Below are 22,156 nucleotides of genomic sequence, written 5' to 3' on the forward strand. Positions count from 1 at the left end.
AACAACACCAAGGAAAAAGTCACTCTTTATAGAAAGTCGGTGCAACGTCTACCCTCTTTAACCACAAGTGTTCTGGGCTGCTAATTCCATCTTTGATCCATACATCTCCCTGTTTTGACTTTTCAGTCTTTCTGTACCAAGTAATTTTTGAATCGATAACTTGTGGGAAATCATCGATTCTATTATGATTCGGGAAGGTAATCTGCTTTTGTTCCCCTGATTTGATGTTAATAACGTATAGGGAAGTAAACATAGTGGGAACCGGTCCTTCTTTCCATTCCTTATTTTCTTTAGCCCGTGCCACTATAACCTTATCTAGTGAGAGCCATTCTAAATCCAGGTCAACATATCCTTTAGGCGTGTATTCTTTCCTTTCATGTATGGTAGGAATATCTGTTATCGTCGTATTTTTATTTTCTACAAAAAATCTTCCTTCGCCAGATATAAAAGCTAATTGATTTTTGGTAGGAGCCCATTTTATCCAATTTTCATACCAAAGCATCTTTCCAATAACCTGAAAATGATCTCCTTTTGATGAAAGTACACATAGTGTATTGCTGTCATTGGACCAGGATGCAGTAGGCATTGCAAGAAAACTAACCCACTTCCCATCAGTACTCCACTTAAAATAATCTGCAGAAATAGCAAAAAGGTCATCTGGATCTGTTTGAATCGTATAAAAAGGCTTGATTTTATTCTTATTAAGATTGGCATCTACAGAAACTTTAAAAAGACGAACTGGTTCCCATCCAGTAGGCAGTAAATTGGATTGTGAGGAAACGATGAAATTTTTACCGTCAGGAAACCATTCAAAATCACTAGTACCTAAAGACACGTTCTCAAAACCTTCTGGGCGTCCATTCTTCGTTTTTGTAATGTTTAATACGCCACCTGCATTATAGGCTAATTGATTGGAAACTGGTGACCATTTAAAATTGCTTGTCTGGATTGTTTTATATGGCTGATAATTTTCTTTTTTCCTTGTGTCATATACATACAAATAAGTTTTTTCTCCAAGCTCGTCTCCAGCTAAATAAGCGATAAATCGACCATCGTTTGACCATTTAGGTGAGGAAACATTCAAGCCTTTAGTAAGTTGCCTTTCTCTGTCGTTTTCTTTTATCCAAAGCTGATGATCTCTTATAAAAGCCGCTTTAAGTGGAGCTTCAGCATAGGTATTAAATGTAAAACTAAAAATGATAATCATAAGTAAAAATAAAATTCTTATTGCCATTATCATCCCTCCTTGCAGGTAGGATGTCCTTTATAATGGCAAAAATCCATAAAAACCTTTGCTGATGAAAAGTCTCTAGCTGTAACTACCAATAATTAACTAATTCACTATGAAATATGTGCTTTTCTACTTTCTTTACACACTAATGACATTAGAGAGCGATGTAATGGAGGAAAAATTGTAAAGATAACATCAATGGTTTTTCGCATTGGCATCGGACAGATTATTGGTTTATTTTTATGAACGCCGTCTAATGTAATTTTGGCTAGTTTTTGAGATGACATCATTTTTTGTTTGGTCAATTGTTGTGTGATTACTGATTTATTCATATTTATTGCCTTTGCGTTTTCAAAAATAGAAGTATCAACGAAGGAAGGACAAAGCGTGCTGACTTTCACTCCAAATTCTTTTGCTTCATAATGGAGGGACGTTGTAAGTCCGACAACAGCGTGTTTGGTTGCGGAATATGCTGAACATATTGGAGAAGGTCCCATCCCAGCTGCTGATGATGTATTGACGATATGTCCGAATCCTTGCTCTTTTCTATTCCCTTCCATGTTAAACCCCTCCACTGAAAATTTCGGAGTATCATTTGTTGATTATAATAACTGCTCTATCATATTCGAGTATTCATCAGCAACCATCTCAGCACCACGACTGTTTAAATGAATTCCGTCTAATGTCAAATAAAGCCCACGTGACTTTGATAATCGATTAATCCGTTTTGGATTCTTGTAAAAGAGAACATCCTTCATGACTCGAAAAATACTAGTGCTTAAATAATCCGAACTATTGACGTTCACTAAATAATTCTCAAATACAGATTGCATATTTAAAAATGTAGCATTCGAATATTTTTGCGAAATTGACTGTATGATGGCAGATAACTCCCTTAGTCCCTCATTCGCTTCATTCCTAACATTCTCACCAACCACTGCAGGTGATACTGTCACAACCTGTTTTGTTGAGACTGTAATCATTTCCATCACTTCAGTGAAAATCGACTGAAACTCATTGTAATCGCATGTCACCGGCTGCGCTTGTACCTTTAGCATTTTAGAATAAACATCATTAACCCCGATCCAAAGAAAAATAAGTTCATAATCTGTTTCCAATACTGTTTTCGTTAATCTGGTATGCAAACTTTTAATAGTCTCACCTGGTTTACCAAGATTAACAAACGTTATCTTTGGGTATCTTTCTCTTAAAAAGTTAATGAAAGAAACGCCAGGTCGTCCTTCCGTTAAACTATCTCCGACTAATCCAATTTTCACAGTTATTTCCCCCTTTTTTTAATTGAACCTAAAAAGATAGTAATGGCTTGATTAAAGAGAGGCTCGAGTTTGCTTAAATCCTCTGTGTTCGTGAGCTGACATAAACCTCCCAACCATGTCCCAAGTAATACAGTCCACTCCTCTATGTTTCCGGTAATAAACTCTCCATTATTGATCCCTTCCTGCAAAATGGCACGATATGAACTCATTGGCACTATAGCTAGGTTAAATAGTTCTTTTATAGATTCTGCGCTGGAATTAGGATTGGCTGCTAACTCTTGACCGGATTTTAATAAAGGAGTTTGGTAGTTATAAAGAACATGCATCGCTATACCGTACAATTTCTCAGTCGCCGAAGTGTAAGAGGTTGCTTTTTTCATCCACTTTTCATACCAATCTTGCATTGTTTTGTTTGCCAGTAACACAAAAAGCTTTTCCTTGTTTTGAAAATGATAATATATATGTCCCTTACTATATCCGGAAGCTTTTGAAATATCTGCAACAGATGTTTGGTTATAACCTTTTTTGGCAAACAACAAAGAGGCCTCTTTCAAAATTTCCCTTTTTGCATTTTCACTGTCATATCGTCTTTTATTCAACTAAATACTCCTTTCTTAAAATTGAACGTTCGTTCTAATTTTATTATACGAAATTTTCATAATAATTTGATGGATAATTAGCATCATTCATCAAATTGTCATTTTTTTACTATTAATATATCGAACCAATTTAAATACTTTAGTAATGAATACGTACATGTATTCCACTATCCTTATATTGATAAACTGTTAATTGGGGAATTGTTGTTGCCAATATTTAAAAGGGGCTTAGCAAGAACGGAGTTGAGTTATGATGATGAAGTGGTACTTCATTGGGCATTAAATTCATTGTACATATTGACCATAGGATGATTTACAATAGCGGCGAAGGAGCTATTTCGCAACAAAAAACTATCCCAAAAAAATAGTATATAGTACACCAATGTATTTATTCTTATTTACATGTTTTTGATCAAAGAAACCATACTCTTTAGGATGGTTCTTTGACCAATAAAGTTTTGACTTCTATAAATTAAATTTTTCCTTAATCATTTTTGCCACTTCTTCTGCACTCAAGTTAGTATTGTTAATTTTTATATATTCTTTTCTTTTTATTTCTCCATCTAGTGAATTCAATCTGTATTTTTCCATCGATTTTTTCATATCATTTTCAGACCATGCAATATTTCTTTTTGTTGGTTTATGTTCCAGTCTGTTAGGAGTTTTATTTCTTTCTAGCCTTTCATCAATATCTGCCTCAAGCTCTACAAAGTAAACGGTTCCTCCTCTTGATTCAAAAATGTGACAAACTTTATCAATGTAGTCCCAATCAGCTTGAGAATTAAATGCCCAAACATATGTAAAAATCAATCCATCCAAATCACTTTTTGCAACTGACTCAAATAATTCCATTCGAAATAAATGGACTAATCTTTTTCCCTCTTTTGTACTGTAATCAAAAAAAGGATTCACCAAATCAATCGTCATGTGATTATGAAAAAGCTTTAAACCTGTTATTTTAGCTAGTTCCTGGCCAACCGTCATTTTTCCTACGGCTTGCGGACCAAATATCAACACAAATTTCATATTTTTCTCCTCATAAATTATCTTTTTTAGGATAATTCTCTTTAACTCGAAAAAGTCCTCCTTCTGAAGAAATGCTTTGTATAGTGTTTTTTACTTGACGGAAGATAATAATAGAAGTAAAATTACTAACATAATGTAACTTACTAACTATTTTAAACTGAATTTCGATTATGTAGAGCAAAATAATTTTATCTATATATCATCATCAGGAGGATTAAAATGAATTTTCATCGTGAACCTAATACATTTGTAGAACAAGTGAATTTAAAGGTACAAAATATAGAACGATCATTAGCATTTTACAAAGACATAATCGGCTTTAAAGTATTAGATCAAACAGCGACAACCGCAAAATTAAGTGCGTATGGAAAAACAGTGTTAATTTCACTTGAACAGCCTGAAAATGTGATACCAAAACAGCCGCGAACAACAGGCTTATACCATTTTGCTCTTTTATTACCTACACGCGCAGACTTAGGAAAAATTTTATTACACTTTATTCAAATAGGCTATCCATTACAAGGGGCATCTGACCATCTGGTAAGTGAAGCTCTATATTTAGCTGACCCGGATGGAAATGGAATTGAAATTTATACAGACCGGCCTTCATCCACATGGGATTGGAAAAATAACGAAGTAATCATGTCAACAGAGCCATTGGATGCACAAAGTCTGTTAGAAGAGGCGCAAGGGCAATCATGGAAAGCGTTACCGTCCGGCACCGTTATGGGACATATTCATTTGCATGTATCAGAATTAAAAAAGACAGAAGAATTTTATACGAAGGGACTCGGATTTGCTGTAGTCTCTCGATATGGAAATCAGGCGCTCTTTATTTCTACAGGGAAATATCATCATCATATTGGATTAAATACATGGAATGGTATTGGTGCACCCGAACCTCTCGCCAATAGTGTCGGACTTGTCTCTTATACACTAAAGTTTCCGGATGAGGGTACTAGAAAAAATATTATTCATCAGCTGAAGAATATCGGCGCCATCGTAACAGAAGAGAATGGTTACTTTGTTACTATAGATCCTTCCGGAAATCGAATTCTATTACAAATTTAATTAAAAGCATCCAATTGGAAAACTTCCCGATTGGATGCTTTTTGCATCATCTGGAGATTCACTTCCAATTCCAGGATTTCAAACGCCCATAGGAATTACAACTGCATTACATGCCTTTTCATAAAACTCAAGAGGCCCAGCTTCCCCTATTACTGCATATTCATATCCAATGTCTTTCATCTCTTTTAGGCAGCAATGCAGCAACATATATCCAATTCCTTGCGTGCGGTTTGAAATAGCTGTTCCCATTGGACCGAACAAGCCTTTCTTTCTCCGGACTACATCAAAGCAGGCAAAACCAAGAATTTTTCCGTTTTGAATTGCGACATAAATAGGAATGTTTTCTTCTTGAAGTCCATTTTCAACCGAATCCAACCAACCATTTCCAAACTCCGCTTCTACAAAATCTTTTAATGCATTTGCATCTTCTATTACAGCTTTTCTAATAATTAGATCAGTTGACGTTAAATCTGGAATGGAATAGTCTTTTAAGGAAACAATCATATCTCTTGGGGATGACAAGATTTCTACAATCGGAGAAACTACCACGCCTTCTAACATGGCTTTGGTCATCTCATCATTTACATCAAAAATTGCTTTTATCAATAAACCCTCATTAATATAAACTTGTTTGAATCGCTTCATTCTGTTGCATGCATTCTCTAATACCTGAAAGGTTGTATGGGTGACTTTCATATTAAAAAATTCAGTTTGAATGCCTTGCTCTTGATTATTGAAGTTTATTTTTTGCATACGTTCTTTTAAAGTATCATAAAGCTTTGGGTAATGAAGAAAAAGCTCTGCACATCCCCCTGTTCTTTCTCTCAAAATCCCAAGTATCAAATGAATTGGATACACAATATTAGTAGATTTGTGTGCTTCCATTTCAGCATTTTTAAATATTCTTAAAGTACGTTCTGAAAATTTCATTTGGTTTACATCCGCTTCACAGCTCACCAACTAAGTATCACCCCTAAACGATTTTGTCTGCATAATTGTTCGGTTTCAATTCGTTGAAATACTTACTGTGCCTCAGCTAACCTCTTGAGTGCAAATAATATTGAATGCTCATCATCATCGTAATCTTTCTCTTCGTCCTCTTCTTGTCTATTATCATCTTGTTCAATAGTAAGATATGTGGCATCCCCTTTTACGTGTAAGATGTAACTCATAACGAAATAATTTTCCGGCTTGTCCTCCAAACCACTAATGGGACATTCTTACGGATGATTATGATATAAAACTATTTTATAGTCATTTTTAATCTTTTGAACAAATGAGAACCAATCATAAAAGGAACTGCCAATTCCTGTTTCTATTATAAGAAATTGCTCACCTTTACCAACTACACGATACTCCAATTCAGTTCCATCCAAATAATAATCCCCCAATAAAATAAATTCTAAAGATATTTTTCAAATACAACTATTCTATTAATGGAACATAAAACCCTTCAAAAATGTAAAAAATATGTAATATTATTTAACAAAAAAAGCGCAAACCCTAATTAGAATTTGCGTAATTAATGCACTTCTTATTTTATATTAATAACGTTTTACTTCATTCTTTCAAACACTTTGGCTATTTAACTTTTCCAGTTCTTCTTCTATTCTTGTGAGGTCTATTCTTTCAAATAATGGTTCCACATTTGATAATTGCAAAGAATTAACATAAAATGCTTTCCATTCTGTTTCCGTTGTTTTTAACATTTCTTTTACCTTAGAGCTCGAAAAAGGAAGGAATGGCATCAAGATATATGCTAAATTAGCTATTAAATAAACACAATCAGCAATAGTTTGTTTACAAGACTCGATATCTTCCTTTATCTCTATCCAAGGCTGCCTTTCATCAAAGTACTTATTTGAATATCTGACAAGTTCGAATGCTTTTTCCAGTGCTCTTTTGAAAGCAGTATTTTCTATACAATTTCCTACTTCCCTGTATAAATCATTTATTTTCTTCTCAATAGCAGGGGTAATGATTTTGTTAGGAATGACTCCATCAAACGATTTTTGTATAAATTTCAATGTCCGATTTACGAAGTTTCCGTACCCGCCTAATAATTCACTATTATGACTATAAATGAAATCTCTCCAAGAAAAATCAGCATCTCTGCTCTCTGGAGAATTTATCGTAAGGAAATAGCGTATGGAATCTGGATCATATTTTTCTAATATATCCGGAACCCAGACCGCCCAGTTTTTACTGGTGGACAATTTCTTCTTTTCTAAAGTTAAATATTCATTCGAAACGATATGTGTTGGTAATCGTTCCTTCCCGAAACCGGCGAGGATTCCTGGCCAAATGATCGAATGAAACGGAATATTATCCTTCCCATGAACATAATAAGATTTTGCCGAGGAGTTCCAAAAGATGGAATCATCATTATTTGTTTCTTTCGCCCAAAGCTTACTTGCTGAGTAATAACCTGATACAGCTTCTATCCATACATAAATTTTCTTTTCCTCATAACCTTCGATTGGAACACTTACCCCAATAGGCAAATCTCTTGAGACTGCCCTGTCCTGTAGTCCTTCCTTTAAATAACGTTTTGTTAAAGAAACAGCATTTTCTCTCCAAAGCTTTTTATTTTCAGCGTCATGTACATAGTTCTCCAAAAAAACCTGAAAAGAGCTTAGTGCAAAGTAAAAATGCTCGGTGAATTTTGTCGTCGGAGGATGACCACAAATTTTACACTTTCGTTCAAGCAACTCAAGCGGTTCTAAAATAGCCGAACAATGATCACATTGATCTCCTCGCGCAGTCTCTTTGCAAGAGGGGCAAAGTCCTTCTACAAATCGATCAGGCAAGAACTGCTCACAATGTTCGCAATAAGTTTGTTCCACTTCTTTTTTGTAAATTAACCCTTTATCGAGTAGATCTAAAAAAATCTCTTGTACGACTTTATGATGATGCTGTGTATCTGTTCTTGTGTAAATATCGTATGAAAATCCTAATCTTGAAAAACAATCTTCAAATTCCTGATGATACCGGTCAGCAATCTCTTTCGGTGAAATTCCTTCCTGCTTTGCCCTAATGGTAATAGGTGTTCCATTACAATCACTGCCGGAAATATATAATACTTTTTCTCCTTTTAAACGATAATATCTTGCTAAAATATCACCCGGAAGCAAGCTTGAAATATGACCTAAATGTAGGGAGCCATTTGCATAAGCCCACGCTCCACCGATAAAAACACTCATTTTAATTACCTCCTATATCCTTTTTTCCTCTTCTTCCTGGGTTTTGGGCACCTATCTTGCCTTTTGGTGACCATTTTTCCTACCTTCCCTGTGTTTTAGGCACCTAAATCCCCTATTGAGTATTGATATTTGAAAACAAAAAACCCCGCCCTCAACTAAAAATAGTTAAGGACGAGGTTTGAATACCCACGTGATACCACCTTATTTCACAAATAGTTCACACTATTTGCCTCAGCAAGTACGGAGTAAAACTTTTACTCTTATACTGTGACGTTGATAACGAGAGTCAAAACTCGTCGCAGCCTACTAATACGAAAAGTATGTTCAGTACGAAGCTCAGAGACCATTTTTCAAATGTTTATTTTTGCTTCTTTTCAGCTACCGAAGCTCTCTTTTGAAAAACAAAATCATTTTACTTTTTCTCTTCATTGCCTTTATTTTTTTATTAATCATAATTTATAAAATAAATATTCCAATGTCAATATAAAAAAAATAAATACATTTAATTTTACTGTTCGGGATATGCTTCTTTTATAAATTGAATGGAGTGCTTAATTAATGAAATTAGTACTTCAATATTTATATCTGCTACTTTATTAATATAAACACATGCTTTCCCAGTTGTATGTTTTCCAAAATCCTTTAATAACTCTTTTTGAGGACCATCTTCACATGGAGATAAATATAGACTTATTTTCGATTTTCGGGGTGAAAATCCGACAAGCGGTGCATCACCTTCATGGCCGGATTTATATTTATAATGATAAGAACCAAAACCAATGATGCTCGTTCCCCACATTTTCGCCTGATGACCAGTTGCCTCGGTAAAAATATCTAATAATGTATAAGCATCTTCCTTTTTTTTAGGTGTTTCAATTTTTTCAATAAAATCAATAACATTATGATCGGTTTCTTTTGTTTTTAATTCATACATAATTTTTGACTCTCCATTTTTTATATTTTATTGGAACACGACTTTTTCAAATAATACTAAAAAACGATCCTTTTCTTATTACTTCTATTTTAAACAGTAAATTAATAGGGCATTCAATCATGCTAGAACTATTAACAATCCATTTAATTTGAGTTAACGATTTTCCACACACCACACGAACAATTGGTTTACTAATTGAACCCCCATCGTAACCGTTTGTTTATGGGTAAATCTATTTCTACTTCCGAATATCAGTTTTTTTTACTGGGAATCTTAACACCGTTTTCAACTTTGCCGGTTCAGTCTTACGAGGATCTGACAAATAAATTTCCCGATGAATTTTGCTTGAACGAATATAACCATGTTCTAAACAAAACGCTTCCATTCGTGTAAAGCTTTCTGGTTCATCGTCAAAGCTTCCAATATGCATCATTTGACAACTCAATCCCTCTTCGGCATGTTCAAACCGAATTTTCTTTAGGAATGGGCTTGGCCTTTTCCTTTTCGACTGTTCCAAAAATCGTTCAAAATGTTCTTCAGTCAAAAAATCTGGTTGGCGTATCATAATCGTGTACTTAAAATTGCTTTTGTCTGTCGCGGGCTTTGATCAATCAAGTCCCATAAGCCCTCGAGTGGAAAAACCGTATATTTATAGTATCCAGCTGGTACATTTTCACTTTTGTATGACATTCTCACCGCATAACTCATACTGTACAACGCTTCTGTTGCCATGGCGAATTCTTCCCCGTTAGGGTCCCCAGAACCATTGACCATAAAAAATGACATCCTCGGTACTACTACAATTTCCGGCGACATTTTAGGCATATAGAGTTGCTTATAATCTTTTTTATAATCTACCTTTTTGTCCAAATAATAACATCTCCCTTTTATTGAATAACCCACTTTGACACAACGAGTGTGTTTATTAACCTATTTTCACTTTATAATATACTCCTGCCGAACAGATTCAACCTTAATTTGTTACTACTCATTACTTCCTGTATGTATATCAATAAAAGCTGATTCGAGCAATAGATGAAATTCAAGAGACTCCAATATCAATAACAAGGTTTAACATAGTTTCTCAATTATATTTTATAACATTTCAAACACTAAATGGAAAATTTATAATATTTATTAAACTCAAAAATATTTTGTAGTCATAAATTTTTGTTTATAATTGATTATTATTGAAATAGCATATTATACTTTTTTGTATAGATAATCAGGTTGCTATTGAAGGATGTGTAACCATTGTCAAATGAATCTATAAATCACTTAAAACCAGATTGTGAAAATTGCTTTGGTTTGTGTTGTGTCGCATTACCATATGCGAAATCTGCAGATTTTGCTTTCGATAAAGATAGCGGAACTCCATGCAGAAACTTAAAGCCAAATTTCCAATGCAGTATCCATAAAGATCTTAGAAATAAAGGGTTTCGAGGATGTGCTGCTTATGAATGCTTTGGTGCTGGGCAAAAAGTTTCTCAAGTAATCTATGAAGGAAATGATTGGCGGAATGATGCAGAACAAGCTATGGAAATGTTTAATGTGTTTCCTATAGTACAGCAGCTTCACGAGATGCTTTGGTATTTACACGAAGCTCTGAACACGGAAGCTTCCAAACCTATCCACCAACAATTGCATGTTATGTATGAGGAAACGGAACTCCTTACGAAACAAAGCCCAGAAAATATTTTAAATATTAATGTTCATGAGCATCGATCAAAGGTTAATGAATTACTTTTGCGCACAAGTGAACTGGTTAGAGCTAAAACCCTTAACAAGAAGTTTAAGAAGAAAATCCAGTATGACTTAATTGGCGCAAAACTTAAAGGTGCGGATTTAAAAGGCGCTAGTTTAAGAGGAGTGCTGTTAATTGCTGCGGATCTAAGAGATGCAGACTTAAGAATGACGGACCTAATTGGGGCAGACTTTAGAGATGCCGATTTAAGTGGTGCAAATCTTACAGGAAGTATTTTTTTGACACAGGCACAAGTGAATGCGGCGAAGGGTGATAGAAACACGAAATTACCACCATCATTAAAGAGTCCTGACCATTGGAAATGAGATATCACCAATTAAACTTATCTTAACCCCAACCTAATAAAATTGGGGTTCTTTTTCATTATACTTTATCATTCAAAAGTGTTTAATCTCGAATGCCTGCCATTAATTAAGTTAAATAACAAAATGATGACTTTCCTGATCTTCCCAAAACGTAAATAAAAGCAATTCAATTCCTGATAGATTTTCCGATAAAGGCGGCGAAACAATGAAGGTATGATGCATATGTCCAGAACCGCCTCCACTCCCCTCTTTGCCATTTGTCTTTTTAAGGAAAAGATCACTCCCAAACATTATCCAATTTATCAGCATAAAAATCTATTGCTTTCCGATACTGTAAAATATCTTTGTCCGATGTCGTATCTACCAAACATTTAAGTAATAGCTCCATAGCTGCACTATACTCGTTTAAATTATATAGAGTCATTGAGTAAAAAGCCTGAATGGCCATATTATTTGGGAATATTTTTATCCCTTTTAAAAATGTTTCTTGAGATTTTTCATATTCTCCTAGTGTTCTATATGTACTTCCTAAGCCCAATAATGCACCTTCTAATTCTTTCCCTGACAATCCTAACCTAATCGCTTTTTCATAATAAGGGACAGCTCTTGATTCCTCTCCTAAAACATCAAAACTCCAAGCACATTGATAATTAATGAATGCATCATTTGGATCATTTTCAACCAGCTTTATTAATAGTTTGTTCGATTCTTGATAATCACCATTATTTCGCAGCTCTATTGCTTTTTCTAATTCTTTTTTCAACTTGATCCTCTCCAACTTATATGATTACAAAATATAGATTCCTAGCGATTTAGGATCTTCCCTTTAATTTATACAATTATGGTTACAAGAATTTATTAAACATAATTGCCATATCAGAGGTCTGTCTTTTCCAAATCATATGGTCACTCCCCGTACCCCAGTAATCTTTCAGTAAATAATCCGGTTCTCCAAATTTCTTTTTCCATATTTTCTGTGCATTAGAATACCCGCTGTCCAAACAGAATTTCGTGATTCCCCTGCTTTGGAGAGTAATAAAGATTACATTTAAGAGAAGTGTTCCAATCCCCTTCCTTTGGTGATCTGGATGAACAAATACAGTGCCAATCTCAACGACATCTTTTAATTCACCATTTGAGTAAATATTGATAAGCTCACTCGAAGCACCATATTCAATAGTACCGACAATTTTATTTTCTCTTGTATCTACAGCAATCCAAAAGAAACGCTCTTCCCCTTTGCTTTCTAAATCACATTCTAGTAATTTCTGCTTTTGAACAATTTCTTTTTCAATATCATCCACTAATTCAGACAATCCCTCATTAGCAAAAGTTTCGCTTATGACGTGATTGAAAAATTGGTGCAGTTCTGCTTGGTCCTCCTGTCTCGGTCTTCTGATTTCAATATTCCCCAATGTCCTTTACTCCTTTATTGATATTTTTATTCTAAAAAACCACTTTAGGCGATTTGCAATTCTATTAAAAACACAAATTTGACTTACCACGAAAGACATTAAGTCTAATGAGTAATATTCCTTGTCATTCCAATTGAGAATTTCCTAAACCCCAATGATACATAATAGGGTTCCAATCCTTCTACACACATTAGCTGAGGAATAACTCGGTTTTCTTCACAATGTTGAACCAACTGATCGACTATTGCTTTACCGATTCCCTTAGACTGATATGCCGGCAGTACACAAACTCCGCATATTATTCCGGTAATCACTCCATCCGAAATCACACGTCCCATTCCGACCATTTTATCTTCATCAAATGCATATATAGCATACCAGCTTTGCTTACACATTTTTTCTAAATCGATTTCTGATAAATTTAATGAATTCCAGCCTAAAGCTTCATATAATTTAAGTAATTGTTTAAAACTCTCAGGCTGCTTAGTTGTATATATTATTGGTTTCAACACGTTTTCATCCCTTTATTTTGATACTAATTATTTTAGAAATAAAACTGGTAAAATCAATAAGAAGCCTTTACGATTCATAGTATATACGCTTTTAACATCATAATTGGTTTCCTTTTTGCATCTCTCTGTTCCAATTTTCCTATCCATTCTCATTCAATTGTCCTATCTAATTCACTTAAAATTTGAAAACATAGGATATTCATCCTGATTATGTAAATTCTAAAGAATTATTGTACATTTACAGCAAATATTATCCTAACTTAATAAATATACTGCCTAATGAATAAAAAGATTAGATGATTAAGGGAGGATATTTACATGCATGTGGGGGAAATTATTAAAGTTTTTCGTGAAAGGAATGGAATAACTCAAGCACAACTCGGAGAAGGAATATGTACAACTACACATGTCAGTAAGATTGAAAATGGAAAAACTGCATACTCTCCGGAAATTATTACCCTTTTTTCAGAACGTTTGCAAATTGATGTCCATAAAGAAATGGAAACCTTTCAAAACATTGAAAAACAACTGCATAACTGGCACCATGCTATTATTATGAAAAGAAGAAAAGCTATAGAATCAATAAAGGAAAACCTTGATTCATCACCATATATTCATTTTTCTAAATATGCATCACTTTATCAATTAATTTTAGCTAGATACTTTCTATTTTATGAAGAGGATGAAAAGGCAGTTCAAATTTTAAACAATCTCAATAATAAACAGGATGAGCTAACCCCATTTGAAAGAAACCTGCTTTGGCATGCATTTAGTATTTATCATCTTTTTCATTCAACCGATTTTAAAAACGAAGATGTAGCACTTCAGCTTTTAAAACGTATTAATATTGAAGAATACGGGAACCAAGAATACTTTTATCATCTATCTGTTGCCTATCATTATATTGGCTCGAAAATGATGTCTTATATTTATGCGGAAAAAGCACTAAAGTACTTTAAAAAAACAAACAATTACTTGCATGCATTTAATGCAGAATCTATTATCTTATTGCAAATTGGCAGCGAAATTGACTTTAAAGAACTGGAAGAACGGTACCAAAACTTAATTCATGATAGTGAAGTATTTGGAGCAACGGATAAACAAGGAATGTTTCTAAGCAATCTCGGACTAGAGTATTATAATAGAGGAGAATATGTGAAGGCCCAAAAATGTTACGATGCTGCATTAAAACTTGCCGAAAAAGCTACAATGACTTATCTTAAAAGATTATATAATTATGTTAATACTTGTGCAGAAGGTAAATTACTTCGTAAAACTATATTACTAAAGAAAGCACATGAAGGAATTTCACTCGCCAAACAGTTCAATAATCAGCTTTATATCATTTTATTTAAGCTTGTCATTCTGAACATTGACAAACAAATGGATCAATACTATACCTTTCTTGAAAAAAATGCTCTCCCCTATTTTAAAGAAAGTAACAGTACCCGTTGGATTCATTTATTTGGAAGAAAACTATATGACCATTATGTTGAAACAGAGCAACCTTTAAAAGCTTTTCATATTTCAAATATTTTCATCGCTACCAATTCATAAATACTAATTATTAAAAGCCCATGCAACCCAACCTTTATGTTTTCTATGTCGACTAACATGGGCTTTTTTATTTTTTAACCTTCGTTCAATGACCCTGACGCTTGCTCGGCATTGAACTTCCATTCCACTTGCAATGCATCTCCTTGGAATTGATTTTGATCCTGACCGTTATCTTTAAATTCAAACAGTACAATCATTTTATTTTTCTCGCCTGGTGCAAGCCCATCCGCTTTTGGTCCAGAAAGAGTGTCTATTTGTGTAAGATCTGGGGTTTGATTTTTTAAATCGTATAATGTTGTTTCGATAACTGGTGTACTGGCATTATTTTGGTTATAGAGGATCGTTACTTTAATATGCTTAGCCATATCTTCTGTATTTTCCTTACCATTTAATTTTGCATCGTCTACTTTGTAATCCGTGTTTAATAACACCTTTGAAATGGCAAGTGATCCATTATTAGTTAATTGAAATTCACGTTTAATTTCGTCACCGGGTTTAATATTATTCACATTCACAACGGTTGAAGGATTAACGGATAAATCTAATGTACCAGCAGCAAATGTGTTATTAGTTGCTTCCGTGTCACTAAAGTATGCATATGTACCTCCTCCTATTAATGAAAATCCCAATGCCGCTGTAATAAATCCCTTTGTTACTTTTTTGGTTAAACTCATATTTATTCCTCCTCTATTATGGTTAAATCTATTTATCTCTTAATTATCACTGTAGATTTGATAAATAAGAGTAATACCTAATTTTTAAGCATTTTTCACTTCTACTTCTTTCATTGTTCTCAAGATGGACCAAACGGATGAAAGTACTAACATAATCCCAGGTATAATAAGCAGGAGTGCCGCACCTATCTTAGAAGTAGCATAGTTAATGACATATCCCATATAGGGAATGGTAAAATTAGTATATTTTCCTACGACATTTTTAGGCATTACCATATTCATGTCTGGAGCGTCATTATTATCTCCCTTTGTTTTGTACAGTGGTTGTCCATTCACTTCTTTTACCTTGATAATTCTATGGGTGATTAACTTTTCTCCATCTTTAAATGTGATGACATCTTTCTTATGATATGAACTTTTTGAATCCCCCAATTTAATAGCGATTATCGAGCCGGTTTTAAATGTAGGCTCCATTGAACCAGATAATACAACCTTGACTTGATAGCCAAAAATGGTAGGTTCACCCCCTGAAGCTCTAGAGGAGAGAACTAGGATCACCAAACAGCACATTAGAACTAAAACAATCCCGCTTATAACTCTACCTGAGATTCGAAATATCTTTTTCATATTTTTCATCATGCTCCGCCCTCACCTTCTCTTGTGAATTTTTGTTTTTTTCTTCTTGGTCCAACAGTTTTAACTTCTCTATATAAAATTCAATCATTTCATCGATTTGTTGAGAACGCTCTGTTATTCTTTTCTCGTTAATAAGATCGTTCACATTTCTATATCCATCCACTACATATTTAAGGTCTGAATCATTATGAACCCGTTGATAATAACCGGCCAACTCGTTATTTATCACGAAAAATGAATTGATATATTGTTTGATCCTAATTGCTCTGTCTAACCTATCTTCAACCTCGGAAAATCCAAGTTTATTTGATGGTTGTTTCATCGTTTTAAAGTATTGATCAATACTATTTGCAATAGTGAATGCCCTCTCTTTTAAATCAATAATAGTTGCTGGAAAAACAAGTGCAGAAGTCATGGATATTTTGCCAAGAAAAACTTGACTGGAAAAACTCGCCTCTGTTTTTCCTACTAATTTAGTTCCTAAGAAAAAGCAATTACAGCATAAGCAGAAAAAAATCCCCCATTTATTAATCCGTGTCATTCCCACTCTCCTTTACCAATTCATATTTGTGCTCATCGTAACTAATTTTCAGAATGTTGTAAATTGGGTTATTTTATATGAAAATTTGTCCATTTTTAGTTTATTTTTTATCAAAGATACTTAAAATCCGTAAAAATACCGAAAAAAATAACCCAATACGCAAACTATTGACGCTAAATTGAAAATTCCGAATAATGGTGTTGAAATTCAAAAATTTATGGAGAGGTGACTAGTTTGAAGAAAGATAAGAAAAATATCAAAAAGGTAATCCCGGCAGTATTGGCAGCAGCATCTATTACTTTCGGAGGAATGGCACTGCCAATTCAACATTCATTTGCGGCGGAAACAATAAAGTATAACCAACAATTAAAAACCCCTTCCTCTATTATTGGAACATGGGAAGCCCCAAAAGGTCTTAGCAAACAAGAAGCTGTATATGCATTTCTACAATCAAAAAGTAAATTATTTAAATCGTCCGGAGATATAAAGGATCAGTATAAAATTACTCATGAACAATTTGACAAAGAAACTCAAACTTATCATGTGCGTACAGTTCAACAATTTAATGGCATCCCAATTTACGGATCCGATCAAACTATTGCACTGGATAAGGACAATAATGTGTTTGCATACTTTGGTAAAGTAACACCTACTTTAACAGCACGCAGCGTAATGTCTACAACTGCCTCCATCTCTAATGAAAAAGCTGTTGATGTTGCCAAACAAGACATTGAAAAACAAATAGGAGAGGTTAAAAACTACGATGGCGACATCGATTCGCAGCTAATCATTTACCCATATAAAGGTAAGAGCTATCTTGCATATCAAGTAAAAGCATCCACTTCGACTCCTGCTCCTGGATATTGGCATTACTTTATTGATGCCACCAACGGAGATATTATTCATAGTTTTAATGCTATCCAAGAGGCGGGACTTCAAACCGATGGGACACCAATTCAAGGACGCGGAATGGATGTTTTTGGCAAGATGCAAGCTTTTCCTGCGATAAATAATGGCACTGATGGAAAGAGTTATTTATTTGATGGAACACGCGGTAATGGAATTAACACATTTACGGCCAATCACTTAGATACTAATATTTTTATCATCTTCTCAGCATTATTTGGCTACACGGGAAGTGAAGTATCAAGCCCATCTACATTCTTCTATGATCCCGCAGCAGTATCAGCACATATAAATGCAGATAAAGTTTTTGATTACTATCAAAAAACTTTTAAAAGAAACTCTTTGGATGATAAGGGAATGAAAATTATCTCAACTGTTCACATAGGGGATAAATGGAATAATGCCGCATGGAATGGAAAACAAATGCTCTACGGAGATGGAGACGGTAAAAATATGATATCTTTATCGGGTGGGTTAGATGTTATTGGTCATGAAATGACCCACGGTGTAATATCCAATACCGCTGATTTAGAGTATGAAGGCGAATCAGGAGCCCTTAATGAATCCATGGCAGATATTATGGGATCTTTTATTGAGAATAAAACGGATGATGGATTATGGCTAATGGGAGAAGATATCTATACACCGGATAAAGCAGGGGATGGTTTACGTTCATTGAGTGATCCAGCTTCTATATACATTGGTGGATATACAGAATCTGGCTATTATCCTGATCACTATGATCAACGCTATTTGGGGACAGCCGACAATGGCGGAGTCCATATCAACAGTAGTATTAATAATAAAGCAGCCTATTTAATTACTGCAGGAGGCACTCACTACGGTGTAACCGTAAACGGAATTGGAAAATCAAAAGCAGAGAAAATTTTCTATCGTGCTTTAACCCTATACTTAACTTCCTCTTCCGACTTTAGCCAAATGCGCCAAGCCGTTACTCAAGCAGCACGAGATCTCTATCCTGATAAGAATGGCCAACCATCTCCAGAAGTGCAAGCCGTCTCAAATGCATATGACGCGGTAGGCGTCCATTAAAAAAGGTGGGACTTTAAAAAAAGTCCCAACCTTCTTTTTTTATATAAACTGAATTGTAACACAAAATTCCTAATGCCTATCTCAAATATAAGCACTAGCATTCAGATCTATTATATATCCCGACCATACTGGTTATTTTAAGAAGAGGCTAAGGAAAAGTGGTAATATCCATAATAATATAGCGCAAATAACTAGCCATTTTGCTATATTCTTTGGAAGTTTTTCTTTCCCTCTACCTTTATACCAACCACTAAATTGCAATTTATTTCTATAAAGAACAAAAAACAGGAGGAAAGTTGCAATAAACTCCATCCATAAATAATAGTCAGAATTCACTCCAATTTTTGAGTACAAATTATGGATCATCGAAACAATAGCACCAACAAAAAGGAACATTATAAAAATAATTCTCAATAACTCTAATACTATCGTCATTATTTCAACTCCCCTTAGGATTTAGAATAAATATACTTTTATTACAATGACTTATAGATAGAACAGCACTTTCTATTCCCAATTAGAAATAATCTCATAAAAAATATACGCAATAACATTATATATGTTTCATTCGTAAGTAAAAAAATGCCTCCACTTAAAGCTGAGGCTTTCACTACTTACTAAATGTAAGTAATTCAATCACCTTTTCTCTTCCTATCGCACTAAAAAGGATTGGAAAGCGAGGTCCATTGTCCTCGTTGATTAATAACTGATATACATCTTCAAATAATTTCTTTTGGCATTCTCGCATTTTCTTTTTATTTTCATGATGACATAAGGCATAAATTCTGCTCAGTAAAGCGTCTCCTGTCAAAGTTTGTTCCGTTGAAAGAAGCTTTGCCAGCTGGTCAATTTTTTCATTTTGCTTCTGCGATAAAGTTTTGTAGTACGTGGTATTTCTCTCTTGATTTATTTTTACTAAGCGCTGTTGATTCCAATGCTTAATCCAATAGGAAACTCTATCGCTTATTGGCTTTATCTCTTTTATGGTAAAATCATCGCCATTTTGTCTTAAAAATGTTTGTAATGCATTCATTTTAAAATCAATAAGTGGGAAGATACCTGCCACTTGGTTGAAATTCGGTTGTCTATTTATCCCTTTCACTCCCGCTAATTCTAATGAAATCTTAATATCCTCATCTGTTAATGTGCCTCGTTCATAAGAAGTTCTATACCGTTCAAACTCGGAATAATTTCGCAGTACATCTTCATCTAATCCAATATTGAAAGCAGAACTTGGTTTGTACTTTGCAAACATAAATAGGATAAGTTCAGGAATATATACCTTTAATAATTCATTTGGTGTAATAACGTTTCCGGAAGAACTGGACATTTTCTCTTTAATACCTTTTAATCCGATAAACTCATATGCAATATATTCCGGTGCTTCATATTGAAAAATTTCCTTCGCCATCACTTTAGAAACATTATAACTGCCAGTTGCAGATGAATGATCCCTGCCGCCAGGTTCAAAAATTACATCCTCTGCCATCCAACGCATTGCCCAATCTACTTTCCAATTAAGCTTTAGATTGTTTGAGTGCATCAATGTTTGCATATCTTTGTTTCCACAGATACACCGGTATTCCAAATTACCTGAGTTTTCATCAAATGAAGTAATGGTAGTAGTATCTTTATTACAACTTTGACAATATAAACTTAACGGATAAAAATCTTCTCTTTCTTCTATTGCTGGTTCCTCCGTTTTAAATCGCATAAGGATGTCATAAATCTCTCTTCTCTTTTTCATCGCGGTTTGTATATGGGATAAATATCTTCCAGAGCGATATTCTATACTCTGATAGATAAACTGAGGTTCAATTCCAAAAGCTTGTAACGAATCTTCTAACTGTTTTTCAAAATATTGAGCATAGGAACCTTTACCTGAAGGACTTGGAACTTCTGAATAAGGCATGCCAATGTATGATTCGTACGTTGAAGCAACATTTTGTGGTACCTTTCTCAGTCTGTCAAAATCATCCCAGGAAAAAATGAACCTTGTTTTTTTGCCTAAGCTTTCTAGTGCTTTAACAACGAAAAACGTCGTTACGATTTCTCTAAAATTGCCAATATGAACAGAACCTGAAGGACTGATACCGGATGCACAGATAAAAACATTCTTTGCTGGATACTTTTCTATTAGTTTTTCTGCAATTTGAAATGCCCAATGCATTTTTTTCACCTCATTTTAAATGATTTTAGAAGAACAAAAAAAACTCTCACCTCCAAGATTTTCAATCTTGAGGGCGAGAGTTTGACTTCGCGGTACCACCTCAGTTTGCTTATTGATTGCTCAATAAGCCTCATCAGGTACGGCATTAAATGCGATACCCTATCCCTATAACGGGGGAAACCGTCGCAGCATCCCTAAGTATGTACTTAGTTCCGTACGAAGCTCAGAGGCTTTTTTCAATAAGAATTTCCATCCCTCTTTTCACCAACCGAGGGTCTCTGTAATGTTCCTTCTTATTTACTTATCTCTTCGTCGCTCTCTAGTTATTGGAAATGATGATAACAAATTCATTTATCCTTTTCAACAATAAAATTCAAAAATGTGAAGTTTCTGGTTACAGATCATGCTCAAAATCGTTACCTCCAAAATATAAATGGAATCATTTCCTATTTAAAATCCCCAAATAAGCATTCCATGGTCCAACGTCTTCTCTGTATCTTTCAGCCATTATACGGACAATTTGGGCAATATGTGTTAAATCATGAACCACCCATGTGGATAATAATTCACTTAATTTCACCTGACCGAATTCGGGATGTACACCTGTCAAATCGAAGTGCATTTCAGGATTAATGATAGTTTTAAGTGTTGATAAATTTTGTGTTCTAATTGATTTAAATTCCATTAAAATTTGGTCTAATGCTTGCTCCTTTTTTTCATTTAAATGCGAAAAACGATCAAAAGGAGGGAATACTTGATTTTCACCTACTTGAAGAATCCATTCCAATCTTGGAATCCAATTATTTTTCTCCGCTTCTATTAAATGTTCCACTACTTCCCTGACATTCCAAGTATCTTTACCTTCATTACATTTCAACCATCCTTCAGACAAACCGGACAAAAAACACTCTAATGTTTGCGGTGTACGCTCTAATATTTCGATAGCTTCTTTAAAATTCAGTTTCATAACATATCCCCCTTGTTTTAAGTGTATTATTCTAGTTAAAATAAATGATTCCTGCAATCAACAAAGATATTACTCCAATTAATCCAAATAAAAGACCAATATTCACTCTTTGCTTTCTATTTTTGGGAGTTTCTGAATAAAAATTTGCTCGTTGTCTGTCTCCATCCGTCCAAGCCCCTATATAAATACCTGAAACAAAAATACAAACTAATCCTGCAATTAGAAAAAACCGAAACAAATAAATTCCCCCTTGGTGCTACTCTAAATAATTTTATGCACACAGTCATTAGCCTTGTTTCATTTTTATGCAAAGG

Annotated in this window: 25 protein-coding genes, 1 pseudogene and 2 other annotated features; of the genes and pseudogenes, 4 read left to right on the forward strand and 22 right to left on the reverse strand. The window is 34.3% G+C overall.

What is annotated here, in order from left to right:
• Window positions 1-19: 19 nt before the first annotated feature.
• From NSQ59_RS15435 to NSQ59_RS15455, 5 genes and pseudogenes are all read right to left on the reverse strand, one after another.
• Window positions 20-1,234, reverse strand: coding sequence for a translocation protein TolB (locus tag NSQ59_RS15435; RefSeq protein WP_055740181.1), 1,215 nt, complete (start codon window positions 1,232-1,234; stop codon window positions 20-22).
• A 107-nt stretch (window positions 1,235-1,341) separates the two neighbouring features.
• Window positions 1,342-1,776 (reverse strand): annotated as a pseudogene (locus NSQ59_RS15440) (SDR family NAD(P)-dependent oxidoreductase); the annotation flags it as partial.
• Between the two features lie 57 nt (window positions 1,777-1,833).
• Complete coding sequence (locus NSQ59_RS15445) at window positions 1,834-2,508, reverse strand: SGNH/GDSL hydrolase family protein (RefSeq protein WP_055740182.1); 675 nt, start codon at window positions 2,506-2,508, stop codon at window positions 1,834-1,836.
• Window positions 2,509-2,510: 2 nt separating this feature from the next.
• Complete coding sequence (locus tag NSQ59_RS15450) at window positions 2,511-3,107, reverse strand: TetR/AcrR family transcriptional regulator (protein WP_055740183.1); 597 nt, start codon at window positions 3,105-3,107, stop codon at window positions 2,511-2,513.
• Between the two features lie 465 nt (window positions 3,108-3,572).
• Entirely contained in the window at window positions 3,573-4,133 is a 561-nt protein-coding gene (locus NSQ59_RS15455) for an AAA family ATPase (RefSeq protein ID WP_055740184.1), read from the reverse strand.
• 219 nt (window positions 4,134-4,352) lie between these two features.
• On the opposite strand from NSQ59_RS15455, the gene NSQ59_RS15460 reads away from it, so the two are divergent.
• Window positions 4,353-5,204, forward strand: coding sequence for a VOC family protein (locus NSQ59_RS15460; protein WP_340832173.1), 852 nt, complete (start codon window positions 4,353-4,355; stop codon window positions 5,202-5,204).
• Between the two features lie 78 nt (window positions 5,205-5,282).
• Here NSQ59_RS15460 and NSQ59_RS15465 read toward each other — a convergent pair whose 3' ends face one another.
• The 7 genes from NSQ59_RS15465 to NSQ59_RS15495 all read right to left on the reverse strand — a co-directional run bounded on the left by NSQ59_RS15465 (window position 5,283) and on the right by NSQ59_RS15495 (window position 10,211).
• Window positions 5,283-6,134, reverse strand: coding sequence for a GNAT family N-acetyltransferase (locus NSQ59_RS15465; RefSeq protein ID WP_213083980.1), 852 nt, complete (start codon window positions 6,132-6,134; stop codon window positions 5,283-5,285).
• Between the two features lie 92 nt (window positions 6,135-6,226).
• Window positions 6,227-6,376, reverse strand: a complete 150-nt coding sequence (locus tag NSQ59_RS15470) for a hypothetical protein (protein WP_161809249.1) — start codon at window positions 6,374-6,376, stop codon at window positions 6,227-6,229.
• A gap of 48 nt (window positions 6,377-6,424) precedes the next feature.
• A complete protein-coding gene (locus NSQ59_RS15475; RefSeq protein ID WP_161809250.1) occupies window positions 6,425-6,580 on the reverse strand; it encodes a hypothetical protein in 156 nt (51 codons plus the stop codon).
• A gap of 192 nt (window positions 6,581-6,772) precedes the next feature.
• Window positions 6,773-8,407 carry a methionine--tRNA ligase gene (gene metG / locus NSQ59_RS15480; protein ID WP_055740187.1) on the reverse strand — a complete coding sequence of 545 codons (1,635 nt, stop codon included), beginning with the start codon at window positions 8,405-8,407 and terminating at the stop codon, window positions 6,773-6,775.
• 164 nt (window positions 8,408-8,571) lie between these two features.
• Window positions 8,572-8,845: a binding site (T-box leader), on the reverse strand.
• A 70-nt stretch (window positions 8,846-8,915) separates the two neighbouring features.
• The gene (locus NSQ59_RS15485) at window positions 8,916-9,341 is read right to left on the reverse strand and encodes a DUF1801 domain-containing protein (protein ID WP_055740188.1); all 426 of its coding nucleotides are present in this window, start codon (window positions 9,339-9,341) and stop codon (window positions 8,916-8,918) included.
• A gap of 238 nt (window positions 9,342-9,579) precedes the next feature.
• Window positions 9,580-9,906: a GyrI-like domain-containing protein gene (locus NSQ59_RS15490; RefSeq protein ID WP_235950549.1), complete on the reverse strand. Its 327-nt coding sequence runs from the start codon at window positions 9,904-9,906 to the stop codon at window positions 9,580-9,582.
• Entirely contained in the window at window positions 9,903-10,211 is a 309-nt protein-coding gene (locus tag NSQ59_RS15495) for a hypothetical protein (protein WP_235950551.1), read from the reverse strand. Before NSQ59_RS15495 ends, NSQ59_RS15490 begins: the two co-directional genes overlap by 4 nt.
• A 384-nt stretch (window positions 10,212-10,595) precedes the next feature.
• Here NSQ59_RS15495 and NSQ59_RS15500 point away from each other — a divergent pair, with 384 nt between their 5' ends.
• Complete coding sequence (locus NSQ59_RS15500; protein WP_055740189.1) at window positions 10,596-11,411, forward strand: pentapeptide repeat-containing protein; 816 nt, start codon at window positions 10,596-10,598, stop codon at window positions 11,409-11,411.
• Window positions 11,412-11,688: 277 nt separating this feature from the next.
• Here the strand turns inward: NSQ59_RS15500 and NSQ59_RS15505 are convergent, their stop codons facing one another.
• The 3 genes from NSQ59_RS15505 to NSQ59_RS15515 all read right to left on the reverse strand — a co-directional run bounded on the left by NSQ59_RS15505 (window position 11,689) and on the right by NSQ59_RS15515 (window position 13,335).
• A complete protein-coding gene (locus NSQ59_RS15505) occupies window positions 11,689-12,174 on the reverse strand; it encodes a tetratricopeptide repeat protein (RefSeq protein ID WP_340832182.1) in 486 nt (161 codons plus the stop codon).
• Between the two features lie 82 nt (window positions 12,175-12,256).
• Window positions 12,257-12,826, reverse strand: a complete 570-nt coding sequence (locus tag NSQ59_RS15510; protein WP_340832184.1) for a GNAT family N-acetyltransferase — start codon at window positions 12,824-12,826, stop codon at window positions 12,257-12,259.
• A gap of 104 nt (window positions 12,827-12,930) precedes the next feature.
• Window positions 12,931-13,335 (reverse strand): GNAT family N-acetyltransferase, encoded by a 405-nt coding sequence (locus NSQ59_RS15515; protein WP_445669212.1) that lies wholly within the window; start codon window positions 13,333-13,335, stop codon window positions 12,931-12,933.
• Window positions 13,336-13,656: 321 nt separating this feature from the next.
• On the opposite strand from NSQ59_RS15515, the gene NSQ59_RS15520 reads away from it, so the two are divergent.
• Entirely contained in the window at window positions 13,657-14,895 is a 1,239-nt protein-coding gene (locus NSQ59_RS15520) for a helix-turn-helix domain-containing protein (protein ID WP_340832187.1), read from the forward strand.
• 74 nt (window positions 14,896-14,969) lie between these two features.
• On the opposite strand, the gene NSQ59_RS15525 is transcribed toward NSQ59_RS15520, so the two are convergent.
• The 3 genes from NSQ59_RS15525 to NSQ59_RS15535 form a co-directional block, all read right to left on the reverse strand.
• Complete coding sequence (locus NSQ59_RS15525) at window positions 14,970-15,569, reverse strand: TasA family protein (protein ID WP_126647440.1); 600 nt, start codon at window positions 15,567-15,569, stop codon at window positions 14,970-14,972.
• 84 nt (window positions 15,570-15,653) lie between these two features.
• Entirely contained in the window at window positions 15,654-16,196 is a 543-nt protein-coding gene (sipW, locus tag NSQ59_RS15530) for a signal peptidase I SipW (RefSeq protein ID WP_126647487.1), read from the reverse strand.
• A complete protein-coding gene (locus tag NSQ59_RS15535) occupies window positions 16,168-16,746 on the reverse strand; it encodes a hypothetical protein (RefSeq protein ID WP_340832190.1) in 579 nt (192 codons plus the stop codon). Before NSQ59_RS15535 ends, sipW begins: the two co-directional genes overlap by 29 nt.
• 309 nt (window positions 16,747-17,055) lie before the next feature.
• Between NSQ59_RS15535 and NSQ59_RS15540 the strand changes: the two genes are divergently transcribed.
• Window positions 17,056-18,705, forward strand: coding sequence for a M4 family metallopeptidase (locus tag NSQ59_RS15540; protein WP_083489447.1), 1,650 nt, complete (start codon window positions 17,056-17,058; stop codon window positions 18,703-18,705).
• A gap of 132 nt (window positions 18,706-18,837) precedes the next feature.
• Here NSQ59_RS15540 and NSQ59_RS15545 read toward each other — a convergent pair whose 3' ends face one another.
• The 4 genes from NSQ59_RS15545 to NSQ59_RS15560 form a co-directional block, all read right to left on the reverse strand.
• A complete protein-coding gene (locus NSQ59_RS15545) occupies window positions 18,838-19,140 on the reverse strand; it encodes a hypothetical protein (protein ID WP_055740198.1) in 303 nt (100 codons plus the stop codon).
• 175 nt (window positions 19,141-19,315) lie between these two features.
• Window positions 19,316-20,875, reverse strand: a complete 1,560-nt coding sequence (gene lysS, locus NSQ59_RS15550) for a lysine--tRNA ligase (RefSeq protein ID WP_340832193.1) — start codon at window positions 20,873-20,875, stop codon at window positions 19,316-19,318.
• 66 nt (window positions 20,876-20,941) lie between these two features.
• Window positions 20,942-21,197 (reverse strand) — a binding site (T-box leader).
• A 117-nt stretch (window positions 21,198-21,314) separates the two neighbouring features.
• Window positions 21,315-21,842, reverse strand: coding sequence for a DinB family protein (locus NSQ59_RS15555; protein WP_340832195.1), 528 nt, complete (start codon window positions 21,840-21,842; stop codon window positions 21,315-21,317).
• Window positions 21,843-21,873: 31 nt separating this feature from the next.
• Window positions 21,874-22,080: a DUF5316 family protein gene (locus tag NSQ59_RS15560; RefSeq protein ID WP_340832197.1), complete on the reverse strand. Its 207-nt coding sequence runs from the start codon at window positions 22,078-22,080 to the stop codon at window positions 21,874-21,876.
• Window positions 22,081-22,156: the final 76 nt, after the last annotated feature.

Source organism: Margalitia sp. FSL K6-0131, assembly GCF_038008735.1.
GTDB classification, from domain to species: domain Bacteria; phylum Bacillota; class Bacilli; order Bacillales; family Bacillaceae_C; genus Margalitia; species Margalitia shackletonii.